The following is a 15,648-nucleotide window of genomic DNA, read 5'->3' as shown; positions in this document are numbered from 1 at the left end:
TCATATCCCGCCGGGGTGGGCCTCACCGTGATCTCATCGAGGACCGCTCCGGTGCGGGCATCGACGACCGCGGCCGTATGGGTCTCAACATGGGTGTCGACGCCGATGACGACATCGACCACATCGCGTAGATCGGTCACACTGGTCATGCATTCTCTCCTTGCCTGGGAGCGGATGTGGTTCCGGTCCGGGGCGGAGATTCGGCAGGACTGTGATGAGACACGACCGGTGAGCGAACACCGGTCGGTCAAGCTCCTGATCAGGCCAGCTACTCCGACCGGGCCGGGGCCGGCGACTACGAGCGGACAAGTCGCGGCAAAGGCACGAGGCCAGTCAGGCGAAGGGTCACGCTCACAGCCACCGACCACAGCCCAGCACCATCAGGCTGCGCTGTAAATCCTCACAGTCAGGTGAGGAGTCCTTCGGCGATCGCGCGGGCCCGGAGGACGGGGGTGATGTCCCCGGCGAGCCCACGCTGGACGATCGCCCCTTCGAGCAGGAGGAAGAGATGGTCGGCAGTGGCCTCGACGGACGTGCGGTCCTCCTCGGTCACGGCATCGGCGCGGATCAGCTCGCCCAGCAGCCGACGGACTGCATGCTTATGTGCGCGGACGACACGATGGGCGGGATGGTTGACGGGCAACTCGCCAGCGGCGTTCCAGAAGGCACAACCGCGATGCGAAGAGAGCTCGTCAGCCGCATAGGCATCGAAGACGGCGAGCGCGCGAGGGCGGTCGGCCACCTCCAGGCGCTCGAGGAGCCGGTCCCACCACTGGGCGTGACGAGCCTGGAGGTAGGCGATGACCAAGCCGTCCTTGGAGCCGAATCGGTCATACAGCGTGCGTTTGGTGACGCCGGACTCCTCGGCGATGGTGTCGACCCCGATGGCGTGGATCCCCTGCTCGTAGAAGAGACCCGAGGCCACCTCGAGGAGACGCGCCGCGCCGGGCGTCAGGGGAGGTGGACATAGGTCATCGGATGCCTGCTCTGTGGCGTACATGGTCGTCCTCCTCCGTTGACTTCACAGATCAGTGTACCTACGCTGGCTCGCATGGTTCACAGATCTGTGAAGTTCGGCTCGGTGATGCGCGCGAGGGAGATGTCTGCCGCGGGGCCCCGCGCCGTGCGGCTGGCCGCAGCGGGGATGTCCTTGATCGCCGTCTGCTACGGCTTGGCACGCTTCGCCTACGGCCTGTTCGTGCCCGCCTTCCGGGACGAGTTCACGCTGAGTGCGACGGTCATCGGGGTGATCGCCGCGGGTTCGTATCTCTCCTATTGTGTGGCGATCGCCGCCTCCACTCTTTTGATTCCTCGCTGGGGATCGCGACCGCTCGTGGTTCTCGCCGGTGGCCTTGCCACCGTGGGGACCTCATTGATCGCAGCAGCATCCCACGGGGTCGTGTTGGCGATCGGGGTGATCGTGGCCGGGGCGAGCACCGGTGTCGCGTCGCCGCCACTGGCGCATGCCGTCGCCCACACAGTGCCGGGTGAACGGCGTGATCGGATCCAGGCCGTCGTCAACGCGGGCACGGGACTCGGGGTCGCCGTCGCGGGACCCGTCGCGTTGCTGGTCCGTGACCACTGGCGGATCGGGTGGCTCATCTTCGCGGTGATGTGTGCGGTCGCGACGACGTGGGCCGCTGTCGTCGTCAGAGGCCCGGCGTCGAAGAACCGAGCGTCTCGCCTGGTGCTTCTACCGCGACCACTCCTGCCGAGCGGTAGCCGGCGTCTGCTCACCGCCGCCGCGACGATGGGGCTGGCCAGCTCGGCGATCTGGACCTTCGGTCGGGAGCTGCTCGTGACCGAAGGCGGCCAGAGTGAACTCTTCTCTCTCATTGCCTGGATCCTTCTCGGTGTCTGCGGCCTGGCAGGGGCTGCGGCGGGTGATCTCGTCGTGCGCCTGGGTTTGCGCCGGGCGTGGCAGTCCGTCGCCGCGTCCCTGGCTGCGACCACGGGTCTGCTCGCGGCGTGGCCGGGAGCCGGTGGTGCGTGGACGATGCTCGCGGTGTTCGGCGCGGCCTACATCGCCCTCACCGGGATCGTGCTGATCTGGGGCAGTCGCGTCTACGGGGAGGCGCCCGCCGCCGGCGTCGGACTGTCCTTTCTCGTGCTGGCTCTCGGGCAGGCACTCGGCGCCCCGGCGATCGGTCTCCTCGCCCAGCTGACGGGGATGCCGGCGGCCTTCGCGATGGCGGCGGTCGTCGCTGTCATCGGGGTGGCGCTGGCACCGCTCGGGTCTCCCGAGGGCGGGTGAAAGGCGTGTGTGAGCGGGCTGGTAGAGTCGTCTCCTGCTGGCCCCGTTGTGTAGCGGCCTAGCACGCCGCCCTCTCAAGGCGGTAGCGCGGGTTCGAATCCCGTCGGGGCTACCAGTCGCAGAAAGCCCCCTCGCAACCTCGTTGCGAGGGGGTCTTCTGCTCCATCTGCGTCACGCATTCGGAGGACGGGACGGGCGATCTGTATCCCCATCACCCGCCGTCGAGCGTGTTGGCCGATATCGCGGCCAGGTTGGATCGTGCGGCGAGAGCCATCGTCGATCCCGACGACGACCGGACTCTGGATCAGAAACGCGCCGACCTCTTCGTCGGCGCATTGACGGAGATCGATCCGGCCCACGTGTCGACGCTGGCGAGCGGGATGACCAGCCAGCTGTGAGCGCGGATCGGGAGTGGACGATCCCCGCTGATCTGGTTCGCGAGCTGGCTCCTCGTCGACGACACCGGCGAGAACATCCTCGAAACCTTCTACACCGGCAGATGCCCATCTGAGCATCTCCGTAATGCGATCAGATTCCGGGACGGGACGTGTCGATACGTGGGCTGTCAGGTCAGAGCAGCCCTGTCCACCCACGACGGTGAACACTGGCCCATCGCCGACACCATCCTCACCGAATAACGAGGTGCGGTTCTCGGCCTCCTCGCGCGGCCTGGTAGAGTCTTCCCTCGCTGGCCCCGTTGTGTAGCGGCCTAGCACGCCGCCCTCTCAAGGCGGTAGCGCGGGTTCGAATCCCGTCGGGGCTACCAGCTGGAGACCCCGGTCCGCCAGGGCCGGGGTCTCGCCTTTCAGGACGCTATGGCGCTAGATGGTCATGTCCGATTCCCGCCAGTACGGGGCAGGGTCGCGCGGCATCATGGAGTCATGACCGATGACGACCGCTACCGCGCTGTGCAGGCCCGAGACGCGCGATTCGACGGCGTCTTCTTCACGGCGGTCCGTACGACGGGTATCTTCTGCCGGCCCTCGTGCCCCGCGGTCACCCCCAAGCGCGAGAACGTGACATTCTACCGCGACCCGGCCTCCGCGCAGGCCGCCGGCTATCGGGCCTGCCGCCGCTGCCGCCCCGATGTCACGCCCGGATCGCCGGAGTGGAATATCCGAGGTGACCTCGCGGCCAGGACCATGCGTCTCATCGCCGACGGGGTGGTCGAGCGCGAGGGCGTGACGGGTCTGGCTCAGCGGCTCGGGTACAGCCAACGGCAGGTCCACCGGACCCTCGTCGAGGAGCTCGGCGCCGGCCCGCTGGCCGTCGCACGCAGCAACCGCGCACATCTGGCACGCACACTCATCGAGTCCACGGACTTCCCCCTGGCAGATATCGCCTTCGCCGCCGGATTCGGGTCGATCCGCCAGTTCAACGATACGATGCGCAGCGCCTACGCCGTGGCCCCCAGCGCCTTGCGGCGAGGTTCGGCGCAAGGCGGGGGCCGACTCGAACTCAGGCTGGCGGTCCGACCCCCGTTCGACGGAGCCGCCCTCACCGCCTTCCTCGCGGCACGAGCCATGCGGGGTGTGGAGCACGTGGAGGAGAGACGGTACGCCCGGACCGTCATCCTCCCGCACGGTCCCGGCGTCATCGACCTGAATCTGCGGGACGACGCGGTGCACGCCCGATTGGAGCTCACCGATCTCGCCGACCTTCAGACGGTGGTGCACCGTTGTCGTCGTCTCCTGGACCTTGACGCCGATCCGGTGACCATCGACGACGCCCTCGCCGCCGATCCAGGACTCGCTCCTCTGGTGGAGCGCCATCCCGGCTTGCGGCTTCCGGGGCAGGTGGATGGATTCGAGGTGGTGGTCCGCGCCGTCGTCGGACAGCAGATCTCCGTAGCGGGAGCGCGGACCGTGCTCGGTGACCTGGCCCGTCGGTACGGTGCGCCCGTCGGTCTGCCGATGGCCGATGAGCTCGGGCTGTCACACGCGTTCCCCTCGCCCGAGGACCTCCTGACCGCAGCCGAGGCCGAGGTCCCGATGCCGAGATCGCGGGCTCGGACTCTGTTGACCGTGGCGCGGGCGTTCATCGCCGGTGATGTGGTCGTGGACGCCGGCGTCGACCGGGCCGAGTCGCGACGCATGCTGCTAGGCATCACGGGTATCGGGCCGTGGACGGCCGACTACATCGCGATGCGGGCGTTGGGGGACCCCGATGTCCTGCCCCTGAGCGATCTCGTGGTGCGCAGAAGGATGGCCGCGCGGGGACTCGATGATCGACGAGCCGAGAGATGGCGCCCGTGGCGCTCCTATGCGGCCGTGCACCTGTGGCAGAGCGCCATCGACGAAAGGACGGACTCATGACCACACGATGGATGGACTCGCCGATCGGCGGACTGCGATTGCACGTCTCCGCCGGTCTCCTGACCCGCATCGAGTTCGACGCGGTCCCGCGCGGACGTCGGGTGCACGACGATCTCCTCGACGTGGTCGAGGGGCAGCTCGGTGAGTACTTCGCCGGCGATCGGCGAGACTTCGACCTGCCTGTGGCGAATGACGGCACCGAGTTCCAGCAGAAGGTCTGGAGCGAGCTGCGCACCATCCCGTACGGCGAGACGGCGAGCTATGGCGAGATCGCCGTTCGGCTCGGGTACCGACCGGTCGTCTCGCGAGCGGTGGGAGCGGCGAACGGGGCCAACCCGATCCCTGTCGTGGTCCCCTGTCATCGCGTGGTGGGATCGAACGGCACGCTGACCGGCTATGCCGGTGGTCTGGAGCGCAAGAGGATCCTGCTGGAGTTGGAGAGCCCCGGCCTGTTCTGAGATCCGCGCCGTCGAGGAGTTCTGTGCTGTCCTCGGCGCGGGGCCGAGCGGTGAGTGTGCGTTCTTTCCCGAACGAGGCCTGTGGACGAAGCCCTCGACGGATCGGCGCCTCCAGGTGAGGGTGTCGCCATGAGACTGTTGCAGACCGAGGCCGATATCACCCGTTACTGGCGCGCCGTTCGCGAGACGCTCGAGGTTCCGTCAGCCCAGCTGAGCTTTCTGGCGATCGACGAGCGAGGAGTGGCGCAGCCTCAGCTGACCACCATCGACGGGCTCCCGACCACGCCGCAGCAGCATGTCGTCGACGACATCGTCGACGTGCTGGCGGCGGTCAACCACCAGCTGGTCCCGCGCGGCAGCGTCGCGGTGCTCTGGACTCGGCCGGGCCGGGGGCCGATGAGGCCTGAGGAGAGCACGTGGCTGCGTCTGCTCGATGACGAGCTACGGCGCCGAGGGGTCACCGCCTGGCCCCCGCACTACGCGAACGAGGCATACCTGAGAGTGGTGCTGGCGGACGATCTCGCGGCCTGACCCGCCGGTTCAGCGACGCAGGTTCTGGGACAGCCGTTCGGCGGCGGCCACGACGGCCGGTGCGTGCATGCGTCCGGGCTGGCGGGTCAGACGTTCGAGGGGGCCGGAGACCGACACCGCCGCCACCACCTTGCCCGAGGGGGAGCGGACCGGCGCCGAGACCGATCCGACGCCTGGCTCGCGTTCGCCGACGCTCTGCGCCCAGCCGCGTCGGCGGACGGCTGACAGTTCCGAGGCGGCGAAGGTGGCCTTCAGCAGTCCCTTGTTCATGCGCTCGGGGTCTTCCCAGGCGAGCAGGATCTGCGCGGCGGAACCGGCGGCCATCGTCAGCTGGCCGCCGACGGGGATCGAGTCGCGGAGGCCTGTCGGGCGATCGGCGGCCGCGACACACACGCGGAAATCGCCTTGGCGGCGGAACAGCTGAGCGGACTCGCCGGTGATGTCTCGCAAGCGCGCGAGGACGGGTCCTGCCGCCGCGAGCAGGCGGTCTTCGCCGGCAGCCGCCGCGAGCTCGCCGAGCCGTGGTCCGAGGATGAACCGGCCCTGCATGTCGCGGGCGACGAGGCGATGGTGTTCGAGCGCTACGGCGAGGCGATGGGCAGTCGGGCGGGCCAGCCCTGTCGCGGCGACGAGGCCGGCGAGAGTGGCGGGCCCGGGCTCCAGAGCGGCCAGTACGAGTGCCGCTTTATCCAGAACCCCGACTCCGCTAGAGTTGTCCATGACTTGATACTGCCGTATCGCATGTTGAGACGCAAGTCAGTAATCCGGAAGGCACCACATGTCGAAGACACTCGCTGAGAAGATCTGGGACGACCACGTCGTCCGCCAGGCGACGGGAGAGCCCGACCTGCTCTTCATCGACCTCCACCTCCTGCACGAGGTGACCAGCCCTCAGGCATTCGACGGGCTTCGCCTCTCCGGGCGCGCAGTGCGTCACCCCGAGCTCACGCTCGCCACCGAGGACCACAATATCCCCACGACCGACCTCGACAAGCCGATCGCGGACCCCGTCTCGCGGACTCAGGTCGAGACCCTGCGACGCAATGCCGAGGAGTTCGGCGTGCGGCTGCACCCGATGGGCGATATCGAGCAGGGCATCGTCCACGTCGTCGGCCCGCAGCTCGGACTGACGCAGCCCGGCATGACGATCGTCTGCGGCGACTCGCACACCTCCACGCACGGCGCCTTCGGCTCGATCGCCTTCGGCATCGGCACCAGTGAGGTCGAGCATGTGCTCGCGACGCAGACCCTCCCGCAGGCCAAGCCGAAGATGATGGCCGTCGAGGTGACGGGGCAGCTGTCCAAGGGGGCCACTGCCAAGGACCTGATCCTCGCGCTCATCGCGCAGGAGACGACGGGAGGCGGGCAGGGCTACATCGTCGAGTACCGCGGGGAGGCCATCCGTGCGCTGACGATGGAAGAGCGCATGACGATCTGCAACATGTCCATCGAGTGGGGTGCCAAGGCCGGCCTCATCGCCCCCGACGAGACGACCTTCGAGTACATCAAGGGACGCCCGCACGCCCCGGAGGGCGAGCAGTGGGACGAGGCCGTCGCGTACTGGCGGAGCCTGGTCACCGATGACGGAGCCTACTTCGACAAGGTCGTGACCCTCGATGCCGCGCAGGTCACCCCGTTCGTGACGTGGGGGACCAACCCGGGTCAGGGCGTTCCGCTGTCGGAGGCGGTGCCCAGCCCGGCGGACTTCGACGATCCGATTCAGCGCGAGGCCGCCGAGAGCGCCCTGCGCTACATGGGGCTCGAGGCGGGAACGCCGATGCGCGATATCAAGGTCGACACCGTCTTCATCGGATCGTGCACCAATGGCCGGATCTCGGATCTGCGGCGCGCCGCTGAGCTCATCAAGGGGCACAAGGTCGCCGACGGCACCCGTGTGCTCGTGGTCCCCGGCTCGGTGCGGGTGCGCCTGCAGGCCGAGGAAGAGGGCCTCGACGTCGTCTTCAAGGACGCCGGGGCCGAATGGCGGGGCGCCGGCTGCTCGATGTGCCTGGGCATGAACCCCGATCAGCTGACACCGGGTGAGCGCAGCGCCTCCACCTCCAATCGTAATTTCGAGGGCCGTCAGGGCAAGGGCGGGCGTACCCACCTGGTCTCGCCGGATGTCGCCGTCGCCACCGGGGTCCTCGGTCACCTGGCCAGCCCCGCCGACCTGGAGAAGGCAGGAGCCTGAACATGGAGAAGTTCACCCAGCACACCGGAGTCGGCGCACCGCTGCGGCGCTCGAATGTCGACACCGACCAGATCATCCCCGCCGTCTACCTCAAGCGCGTCACCCGCACGGGCTTCGAGGACGGGCTGTTCGCCGCCTGGCGCAGCGACCCGGAGTTCGTGCTGAACCAGGACTCCTATCGTGACGCCACGGTACTCGTGGCTGGTCCGGACTTCGGTACGGGCTCTTCGCGGGAGCACGCCGTCTGGGCGTTGCAGAACTACGGCTTCAAGGTGGTCATCAGCCCCCGCTTCGGTGACATCTTCCGTGGCAACTCCGGCAAGGCCGGCCTGCTCGCCGCGCAGGTCGACGACAAGGTCGTCGCTGCGCTGTGGGACTACCTCGAGGCCAACCCCGGTGCGTCGGTGAGTGTCGACCTCGAGGCGCGCACCGTGAGCGCGGGGGAGGGTCCGGACCGGATCGAGGACTCCTTCACGATCGACGACTACACGCGCTGGCGGCTGCTCGAGGGCCTCGACGACATCGCCATCACGCTGTCCCATGAAGACGACATCGTCGCCTATGAGGGCCGTCGGCTGAGCTTCAAGCCTGCCACGCTCTAGGCGTTCTCGCAGATGAGGGGCCGTCCAGCAATGCGCTGGGCGGCCCCTCCTGTGTCTGCGTCACCTCGAGGTTGTACCTTGTATAGGAGACAATTCATAAGAGGTCAAGGCTCGGGTGTGGACAACCATGCGATGACGACGCGATCTGTCTGTCCACCGTCCTATGGTCAGCCACACCCAGCCCGCCGACGGAGGAAACAGTCATGTCGTCCCTACCCCCATCCCAACACTTTCCGCTCTGGTGTGAGAAGGCGCACGCGCCCGATGACCCCCCAGAAGCCCGATACCACGAGCAGATCCTCGCCGACTTCGCAGCGATCGTCGGTACCCAGGACGATATGGAGCATCCGCCGGTCCCCGATGCCGACGGACTCATCGTGCGCCGGATCCGCCACTTCGACTCGCCGTCGACCTGGATCGCCATCGAACCGGCAGAGACCGGCAAGAACGGTCTCCTGGTGCACGAGGACGCCGCCATCCTGCTGCACGACGCTCTCTCAGCCGTGACGCGCGAGCTGGGGTGATCAGGGGGCCGGCCCGGGACCGGTAGTCTCAGGGCATGGCCGCTCGTTCCATGCCGCGTACGCTGCGCGTCGTCGTGTGGATCCTGAGACCATTGCTGATGGTCCTGACCAAACGAGACTGGCGCGGAGCCGAGCGTCTCCCCGAGCCTGGCTACGTGATAGCGGTCAACCACCTCTCGTGGACCGATCCCGTACTGTTCGGTCACTGGATGGTCGATCACGGCATCGTGCCGCGCTATCTCGCCAAAGATCCGCTCTTCCGTGTCCCGGTGCTCCGGCGCATCCTGCTCAACACCCAGCAGATCCCGGTGTACCGGGGCACCGAAGGGGCCGCGGAGTCGCTGCGCGCCGCCATCGACGCCGTGGCAGCGGGTGGCATCGTCACGATCTATCCCGAGGGCACGATGACGCGCGACCCTGATGTCTGGCCCATGAGCGGACGCACGGGAGCAGTCCGAGTGGCGCTCGCCACCGGACGTCCACTCGTGCCGATCGTGCAGTGGGGTCCTCAGGACATCCTGTTCCCCTACGACAAGCGTCTCCGGCTCTTTCCTCGGCGAACCTACCGCGTGATGGTCGGCGCCCCGATCGATCTCAGCGAACTGGGCACCGAGCCGAGCGAGGCGCAGATCGTCGCGGCGACAGAGCATCTGATGGACGTGCTCACCGACCTGCTGGCCGGCGTACGGGGTGAACGGCCCACCGGCCCGCGCATCGACATCCACACACTCGGTGCGCCGCGCACCGGCTACCGCCCCGAGGAGGAGCGTTGATGGTGACGACCGCTGTGATGGGTGCCGGCTCGTGGGGCACCGCGTTCTCGATCGTCGTCGCCGACGCTGGGAACGAGGTGCGTCTCTGGGGACGTCGTGAGGAGCTCTGCGAGGCGATCAACCGCACACATGAGAACCCCGACTATCTCCCGGGCATCCGGTTGCCGGAGACCGTCATCGCCTCGCACGACGAAGCCGAGATCCTGCGTGACGCGCAGGTCGTGGTCCTTGCGGTGCCCTCACAGCAACTTCGCGAGAACCTGACTCGTTGGACGCCAATGTTGCGCGATGATGCCGTGCTCGTCAGCCTCATGAAGGGCGTCGAGCTCGGCACGCACAAACGCATGACCGAGGTGATCGCCGAGATCACCGGAGCCGGTCCGGAGCGCATCGCGGTCGTCACCGGACCGAACCTCGCCAAGGAGATAGCCCGCCGCGAGCCGGCGGCCAGCGTCGTCGCGTGTGAGGACCCTGGTGTGGCCGAGTTCCTGCAGAGGTGGTGCCATACCGAGTCCTTCCGTCCGTACACCAATACCGACGTGATCGGCTCCGAACTCTCCGGTGCGACTAAGAACGTCATCGCTCTCGCCGTCGGTGTCTGCGATGGCCTCGGCTATGGAGACAACTCCAAGGCTTCGGTCATCACCCGCGGTCTCGCCGAGACCACCCGACTCGGTGTGCGGATGGGTGCCGACCCGATGACCTTCGCAGGGCTGGCGGGCCTCGGCGACCTCGTCGCGACCTGTTCGTCGCCGTTGTCGCGTAACCGCACCTTCGGGCAGAAGCTCGGTGAAGGGATGAGCGCCGCGCAGGTCGCCGAACAGACCCGCCAGGTGGCGGAGGGGGCCAAATCGTGCACGTCGATCGCTGAGCTGGCGAGCCTGCATGGTGTCGACATGCCGATCGTCGAGCACGTGCGGACGTTGGTCAACGACGAGATGACCCCCGACGAGCTCGTCGCCGCGCTCATCAGCCGCGAGGCCAAGCCCGAGATCCGATGACGCCGCTGGGGCTCGGCCGCGTGGCGCTGGGCCTCGCCGTCATGGTGATCGGCGGCCTGCTACTCGTCACCGACTCCGTCGATCCTCTGCTCGCGGTGCCGCTGGGAATCACGGGCCTGCTGCTCGTTCTCGCCGCGTCGGTCCTGTCGCGACGTTCCTGACGCCTTCAGGTGAGGGCTGTCTCGATATCGGCCCAGAGGTCCTCGACATCCTCGATGCCGACCGAGAGACGGATGAGACCAGCGGGAATCGTGGGTGCCTCGTTCACGTGGCGTCGGCGACGCTCCCAGGTGGACTCGACGCCGCCGAGGCTCGTCGCATAGCGCACCAGACGGCTCGACTCCGTCGCACGTTGGGCGCGCCGATCATCATCGAGCACCAGACCGACGATCGTGCCGAATCCGGGATAGCGCACCTCATCGACGAGCGGACTGGACTCCAGGCGCCCGGCCAGGTCGCGCGCATTGCTCTCCGCCCGGTCGAGGCGTACCGCCAGCGTGCGCAGCCCTCGGGTCGTCAACCAGGCCTCGAGGGCCCCGGGGATGGCCCCGTGATCGTGACGATGGGACCGCAGCGCGGCATACAGTTCCGGGTCGCGGCAGATGGCGAGACCCAGGATCACGTCGCTGTGTCCGGCGAGCAGTTTCGAGGCCGAGTGGGTCACGATATCGGCGCCGAGCTCCAAGGGACGTTCGCGCAGGGGCGTCCGGAAGGTGTTGTCGACTGCGACGAGGGCTCCGGCGTCATGAGCGGCCGCGATCAAGGTCGGCAGATCGGCGATCTCCATCGCCGGATTGGTCGGCGACTCCAGCCACACGTGCGTGGCACCACGCATCGCGTCGACGGTGGCAGATGTGTCCGACACGTCGACGAGCCGCAGCTCCACGTCACCGCGCTGGCGCAGTTGGTGGGTCGTCCCGTAGTAACCATGCGCCGGGGCGACGACCACGCCGCCGGAGGGAACGAGGGAGAAGACCGCCGCCGAGGCGGCGATACCGGAGGAGAAGGCCAGCGCATCCCCGCCTTCGAGCTCACCGACGATGGTCTCCAGCGGCGCCCATACCGGGTTGCCGGCCCGCGCGTACTCCGCGTCGCCGCCCGGTACGAGCGCGCTCGCGAGAGTGATGGGAGCACTGAGCGGATCCCCTGGAGCGTGGGGTCGCCCTGCGGACACGGCGATGGAGGCGGGCGAGAGGTCGCGTGGCGTCATGGGTCCATTCTCCTCACACGGGTAGTGTGCTGTTCGATGACCGGTACAGAGCGTGTGCGCGTGGCAGTGGTGTTCGGTGGGCGTTCCAGTGAGCACGGTGTGTCGTGCTCGACCGCCCGTGAGGTGATGGCGGTGATCGACTCCTCCCGCTACGAGGTGCTCCCAGTAGGGATCACCCAGAGCGGGCACTGGGTCGAGGAAACCGGTGTGTGGGATGACCTCCCCTCCGGCACTCTGCCGTATGTCCGTGATGACCGGCCCGATTTCTCCTGGGACCGACTGCAGCACGAGGTGGACGTCGTCTTCCCGCTGTTGCATGGACCCTGGGGCGAGGACGGCACCATCCAGGGCATGCTGGAGATGGCGGGCGTGCCTTATGTCGGTGCCGGTGTCCTCGCGAGTGCCGTGGCGATGGACAAGCCCTTCACCAAGACCGTGTTCTCCGCGGCCGGGCTACCGCAGCTGCCCTATGTCACCATCCTGCCCTGGGAGTGGGATGCCAAGCGAGAGCGCACCGTCGCCCGTGTGCATGCCCTCGGCCTGCCGGTCTTCGTGAAGCCGGCGCGCGCGGGATCGAGCTCGGGTGTCACGATGGTGAGTGACTGGGGACACCTGGACGATGCCGTCGAGGGGGCCCGCAAGCTCGATCCGAAGGTGATCGTGGAGACGGCCGCTCACGGCAAGCGCGAGGTGGAGTGTGCGGTCATCCAGGACAGCGACGGCATGCCGATCGCGAGCGAGGTCGGCGAGATCGTCGTCGACGACAGCATCGGCCACACTTACTACGACTTCGAGGCCAAGTACCTCGACGGCACCAGCCAGAACGTCATCCCCGCGGATATCGGTGCTACACAACGCGACCGGATCCGGGCGTACGCGTTGCAGGCCTTCGATGCGATCGGTGGAGAAGGACTGGCGCGGGTGGACTTCTTCTTGACCGACTCCGTGGACGGAGGCCTGGTCATCAATGAGATCAACACGATGCCCGGTTTCACGCCCTATTCGATGTTCCCGAAGGCCTGGGAGGCCAGCGGGATCGCGTACCCGGAACTGGTGGAGCGACTGCTCGCGCTCGCGCTGGGCCGGAGCACCGGCCTGCGCTGAGGTCGGCTCCTAGATCCGCACCACCGGGCACGTGAGCGTCCGGGTGATGCCGGGGACCTTCTGGATGTGGGAGACCACCAGCGCGCCGAGCTCGTCGACGCTGGGCCCTTCGATCCGTGCGATCACATCATAGGGACCGGTGACGTCGTCGGCGACGACGACACCGTCGACATCGGCGATCGCGCGGGCGACCTCCGCCGCCCTGCCGACCTCCGTCTGAACGAGGATGTACGCCTGGACAGCCATCGGGTATTCCCTCCTGTGAGACCGCCACGACACGCTATCGCAAACGGCTCAGTCATGCCCCTCTCGGCTGGGACAATCGAGTTGTGAGCAACGACGATCAGACCATCGCCGCCATCGGGGAGTTCGGACTCATCGACCGAGTGACGAGGTCGATCGGGTCGAGCGAGTACGTCCTGCTGGGCCCCGGCGACGATGCCGCACACGTCGCGACTGCGGACGGGACCTTCGTGGTGAGCACCGACATCCTCGTCGAGGGCCGCCATTTCCGTCGCGACTGGTCGTCCGCCCTGGACATCGGGCATAAGGCGGCGGCAGCGAACCTGTCGGACATCAACGCCATGGGCGGCGTCGCCACGGCCCTGACGATGGCCTTCGCGGCTCCGGCGGATCTCCCGGCGCAATGGGCCGATGACATGGTGCTGGGTTTCGAGACCGAGTGCGCCACAGTGGGTGCTCACTTGGTGGGCGGAGATGTCTCGGCCGCCGATCAGGTGGTCATCTCGGTCACTGCCTTCGGCGACGCCGAGTGCCCGGTCACTCGAGGCGGCGCACGTGCCGGTGACGTGGTGGCGTGTGCAGGCACTCTCGGGCTGTCGGCTGCAGGCTATGCCGCGCTCAGCCGCGGTTTCCGTTCGCCCAAGGTGGCCGTCGACGGGCATCGGCGTCCTGCCCCGCCGTACGCCGCTGGTCCCGCGGCATCTGCGGCCGGAGCAACGGCGATGATCGATGTGAGTGACGGCCTTCTGGCCGATCTCGATCACATCTCGCGTTCCAGCGGTGTGGCGATCGACATCCAGGCCGAATGTCTCGACATCCCCGAGGCCGTGGCGACGTTGGCGAGCGCCCTGGGCGGTCTCGATCCGCTCGGTTTCGTCCTGGGCGGAGGTGAGGACTTCGCACTGGTCGCCACCTTCCCCGGCGATGCCGAGGTCCCCGACGGTTGGACCGTCATCGGCGCTGCCTTCGAAGGTGAGGGCGTGACCGTCAACGGCGAGACCTACGCCGGCTCGACGGGGCATCGCCACTTCGCCTGAATCCAGGTGCCGGACATGAGGGTGGCGTGCCACGCGGAGGGGGTCGCGTGACACGCCATGGAGGTCATCCGGCGGCCGACCGGAAGGACCCCGTCAGAGCCGAGCGGTGCCGAGCTCCACGTCGGTCTCCAAGGCCTTGACGATCGCCTTAGCCACGACGGGCTCGATCTTCTTGCCGACGAGCGGGATGGAGACCTTCACATCGCCGTCGACCACGAACTCGGTGGCGTCCCCGCTGCCGTTGAGGCTCGCGGTGCCCTTCATCTGGGCGGGCTGACCGAGGATCTCGACCTTCACATCGGCGGTACGCCCGCCGGCTGAGTCCGCTGGGCTCCACTTCTCGGTCTGTACTACCTTGACCGAGTTGCCGGTCAGCTTCTTGACGAACTCTGGCATGTCATCGGCCGGCATGGTGCGCTTGATCGTGACGGTGTGGCCGCCGCCGTCGGCGACGACGTTCACGTCGTAGTCGGTGGAGCCTTGGGCCTCGCAACCGGATTCGCGGAACGAGGCGTCGGTGATCAGCGCGTAGACGTCTTCGGTGGCAGCGGGATAGGTGTAGCTCTCGGTCAGCTTCATGCGGGGTTCTCCGTCTCGTCCGGCTGGCCGGTGAGGGATCCCTGCGGTGCGCTGGACCCGGTGCCGAGCTGCTTGAGCTCGGCCAGGCGTGCCTCGACCTCGAGCTGTGTGCTGTCCAGCTCGAGCTCCTCGAACTGGGCATCGATGCTCGAGGCCGCGAGCTCGGCCTGTCCCGCCACCTGGGCCTCGACCCGGCGTACCTTGTCCTCGAATCGCGACAGCTCGCTGGTGGGATCGAGGATGTCGATCGATTGGACCGCGGACTGCACGCGTGCCTGCGCCTGGGCCGTCTTCTGGCGGGCGACCAGTTCGTCGCGCTTGACCTGCAGCTCGCCCAGCTTGCCGCGCATCTGCACGAGTCCGGTCTTGAGCTTCTCGACGACCTCGTTCTGCGACTCGATCATCGGAGCCGCCTGCTTGGCCTCGTTCTCGTGCTGGATCTGCTTGCCGAGCGCGACCTTGGCGAGATTGTCGAAGCGGGCGGCCTCGCCGTCCTGGCCGTTGGAGCGCAGCGCGTCGGCCTTCTGCGATGCGGCGAGAGCCTTGGCGCCCCAGTCCTTGGCATCCCGGACGTCCTCAGCATGATCGGCCTCGGCGAGACGCAGGTTGCCGATGGTCTCCGCGACGGCCTTCTCGGCCTCCGCGATCGAGTTCGTGTAATCGCGGATCATCTGATCCAGCATCTTCTCGGGGTCCTCGGCCCGGTCGATCAGCGCGTTGATGTTGGCGCGGGTCAATTGGGCGACCCGGCCGAGGATGGACTGCTTCTGAGCCATCGGTCACTCCTTCATCTGGACGATGGTCCGAACCTACCGGGTGGCGACGA

The 15,648-nt window shown here is 67.7% G+C and carries 19 protein-coding genes and 2 tRNA genes; 15 read left to right on the top strand and 6 right to left on the bottom strand.

What is annotated here, in order from left to right; genetic code table 11:
- Nucleotides 1-406: 406 nt before the first annotated feature.
- Nucleotides 407-1,000, bottom strand: coding sequence for a TetR/AcrR family transcriptional regulator (locus tag BHE97_RS12430; protein WP_087624352.1), 594 nt, complete (start codon nt 998-1,000; stop codon nt 407-409).
- Between the two features lie 51 nt (nt 1,001-1,051).
- On the opposite strand from BHE97_RS12430, the gene BHE97_RS12425 reads away from it, so the two are divergent.
- The 7 genes from BHE97_RS12425 (at nt 1,052) to BHE97_RS12400 (ending at nt 5,558) form a co-directional block, all read left to right on the top strand.
- Complete coding sequence (locus BHE97_RS12425; RefSeq protein WP_201791429.1) at nt 1,052-2,254, top strand: MFS transporter; 1,203 nt, start codon at nt 1,052-1,054, stop codon at nt 2,252-2,254.
- 39 nt (nt 2,255-2,293) lie between these two features.
- A tRNA-Glu gene (locus tag BHE97_RS12420) sits at nt 2,294-2,369 on the top strand.
- Between the two features lie 112 nt (nt 2,370-2,481).
- Nucleotides 2,482-2,652, top strand: coding sequence for a hypothetical protein (locus tag BHE97_RS20145; RefSeq protein ID WP_236757673.1), 171 nt, complete (start codon nt 2,482-2,484; stop codon nt 2,650-2,652).
- A 292-nt stretch (nt 2,653-2,944) separates the two neighbouring features.
- Nucleotides 2,945-3,020, top strand: a tRNA-Glu gene (locus BHE97_RS12415).
- A 115-nt stretch (nt 3,021-3,135) separates the two neighbouring features.
- Nucleotides 3,136-4,569, top strand: coding sequence for an AlkA N-terminal domain-containing protein (locus BHE97_RS12410; protein ID WP_087624351.1), 1,434 nt, complete (start codon nt 3,136-3,138; stop codon nt 4,567-4,569).
- Nucleotides 4,566-5,027, top strand: a complete 462-nt coding sequence (locus BHE97_RS12405) for a methylated-DNA--[protein]-cysteine S-methyltransferase (RefSeq protein ID WP_087624350.1) — start codon at nt 4,566-4,568, stop codon at nt 5,025-5,027. The genes BHE97_RS12410 and BHE97_RS12405 overlap by 4 nt, the downstream gene beginning before the upstream one ends.
- Before the next feature lie 129 nt (nt 5,028-5,156).
- A complete protein-coding gene (locus BHE97_RS12400; protein WP_140400138.1) occupies nt 5,157-5,558 on the top strand; it encodes a hypothetical protein in 402 nt (133 codons plus the stop codon).
- Nucleotides 5,559-5,567: 9 nt separating this feature from the next.
- Here the strand turns inward: BHE97_RS12400 and BHE97_RS12395 are convergent, their stop codons facing one another.
- Nucleotides 5,568-6,278 (bottom strand): IclR family transcriptional regulator, encoded by a 711-nt coding sequence (locus BHE97_RS12395; RefSeq protein WP_087624348.1) that lies wholly within the window; start codon nt 6,276-6,278, stop codon nt 5,568-5,570.
- Between the two features lie 58 nt (nt 6,279-6,336).
- Between BHE97_RS12395 and leuC the strand changes: the two genes are divergently transcribed.
- The 6 genes from leuC to BHE97_RS20140 all read left to right on the top strand — a co-directional run bounded on the left by leuC (nt 6,337) and on the right by BHE97_RS20140 (nt 10,810).
- On the top strand, nt 6,337-7,749 hold the full coding sequence (gene leuC, locus BHE97_RS12390; RefSeq protein WP_087624347.1) for a 3-isopropylmalate dehydratase large subunit: 1,413 nt from the start codon (nt 6,337-6,339) through the stop codon (nt 7,747-7,749).
- Nucleotides 7,750-7,751: 2 nt separating this feature from the next.
- Nucleotides 7,752-8,351 (top strand): 3-isopropylmalate dehydratase small subunit, encoded by a 600-nt coding sequence (leuD, locus tag BHE97_RS12385; protein ID WP_087624346.1) that lies wholly within the window; start codon nt 7,752-7,754, stop codon nt 8,349-8,351.
- A 203-nt stretch (nt 8,352-8,554) separates the two neighbouring features.
- The gene (locus BHE97_RS12380) at nt 8,555-8,875 is read left to right on the top strand and encodes a hypothetical protein (RefSeq protein WP_087624345.1); all 321 of its coding nucleotides are present in this window, start codon (nt 8,555-8,557) and stop codon (nt 8,873-8,875) included.
- Between the two features lie 35 nt (nt 8,876-8,910).
- On the top strand, nt 8,911-9,648 hold the full coding sequence (locus BHE97_RS12375) for a lysophospholipid acyltransferase family protein (protein WP_087624344.1): 738 nt from the start codon (nt 8,911-8,913) through the stop codon (nt 9,646-9,648).
- The gene (locus tag BHE97_RS12370) at nt 9,648-10,649 is read left to right on the top strand and encodes an NAD(P)H-dependent glycerol-3-phosphate dehydrogenase (RefSeq protein WP_087624343.1); all 1,002 of its coding nucleotides are present in this window, start codon (nt 9,648-9,650) and stop codon (nt 10,647-10,649) included. Before BHE97_RS12375 ends, BHE97_RS12370 begins: the two co-directional genes overlap by 1 nt.
- On the top strand, nt 10,646-10,810 hold the full coding sequence (locus BHE97_RS20140) for a hypothetical protein (protein WP_170931397.1): 165 nt from the start codon (nt 10,646-10,648) through the stop codon (nt 10,808-10,810). Before BHE97_RS12370 ends, BHE97_RS20140 begins: the two co-directional genes overlap by 4 nt.
- Before the next feature lie 5 nt (nt 10,811-10,815).
- Here the strand turns inward: BHE97_RS20140 and BHE97_RS12365 are convergent, their stop codons facing one another.
- The gene (locus tag BHE97_RS12365; protein ID WP_087624342.1) at nt 10,816-11,859 is read right to left on the bottom strand and encodes a PLP-dependent transferase; all 1,044 of its coding nucleotides are present in this window, start codon (nt 11,857-11,859) and stop codon (nt 10,816-10,818) included.
- 36 nt (nt 11,860-11,895) lie between these two features.
- Here BHE97_RS12365 and BHE97_RS12360 point away from each other — a divergent pair, with 36 nt between their 5' ends.
- On the top strand, nt 11,896-12,963 hold the full coding sequence (locus tag BHE97_RS12360) for a D-alanine--D-alanine ligase family protein (RefSeq protein WP_087624341.1): 1,068 nt from the start codon (nt 11,896-11,898) through the stop codon (nt 12,961-12,963).
- A 9-nt stretch (nt 12,964-12,972) separates the two neighbouring features.
- Here the strand turns inward: BHE97_RS12360 and BHE97_RS12355 are convergent, their stop codons facing one another.
- The gene (locus tag BHE97_RS12355; protein ID WP_087624340.1) at nt 12,973-13,209 is read right to left on the bottom strand and encodes an Lrp/AsnC ligand binding domain-containing protein; all 237 of its coding nucleotides are present in this window, start codon (nt 13,207-13,209) and stop codon (nt 12,973-12,975) included.
- A gap of 83 nt (nt 13,210-13,292) precedes the next feature.
- Here BHE97_RS12355 and BHE97_RS12350 point away from each other — a divergent pair, with 83 nt between their 5' ends.
- Nucleotides 13,293-14,243, top strand: coding sequence for a thiamine-phosphate kinase (locus tag BHE97_RS12350; RefSeq protein ID WP_087624339.1), 951 nt, complete (start codon nt 13,293-13,295; stop codon nt 14,241-14,243).
- A 93-nt stretch (nt 14,244-14,336) separates the two neighbouring features.
- Here BHE97_RS12350 and BHE97_RS12345 read toward each other — a convergent pair whose 3' ends face one another.
- Both BHE97_RS12345 and BHE97_RS12340 read right to left on the bottom strand, forming a co-directional pair.
- The gene (locus BHE97_RS12345; protein WP_087624338.1) at nt 14,337-14,822 is read right to left on the bottom strand and encodes a DUF2505 domain-containing protein; all 486 of its coding nucleotides are present in this window, start codon (nt 14,820-14,822) and stop codon (nt 14,337-14,339) included.
- Nucleotides 14,819-15,598, bottom strand: coding sequence for a PspA/IM30 family protein (locus BHE97_RS12340; RefSeq protein WP_087624337.1), 780 nt, complete (start codon nt 15,596-15,598; stop codon nt 14,819-14,821). The genes BHE97_RS12345 and BHE97_RS12340 overlap by 4 nt, the downstream gene beginning before the upstream one ends.
- Between the last annotated feature and the right edge of the window lie 50 nt (nt 15,599-15,648).

Source organism: Aeromicrobium sp. PE09-221 (assembly GCF_002174305.1).
Classification (GTDB): Bacteria; Actinomycetota; Actinomycetes; order Propionibacteriales; family Nocardioidaceae; genus Aeromicrobium.
This window is presented reverse-complemented; position numbering and strand designations above follow the sequence as displayed.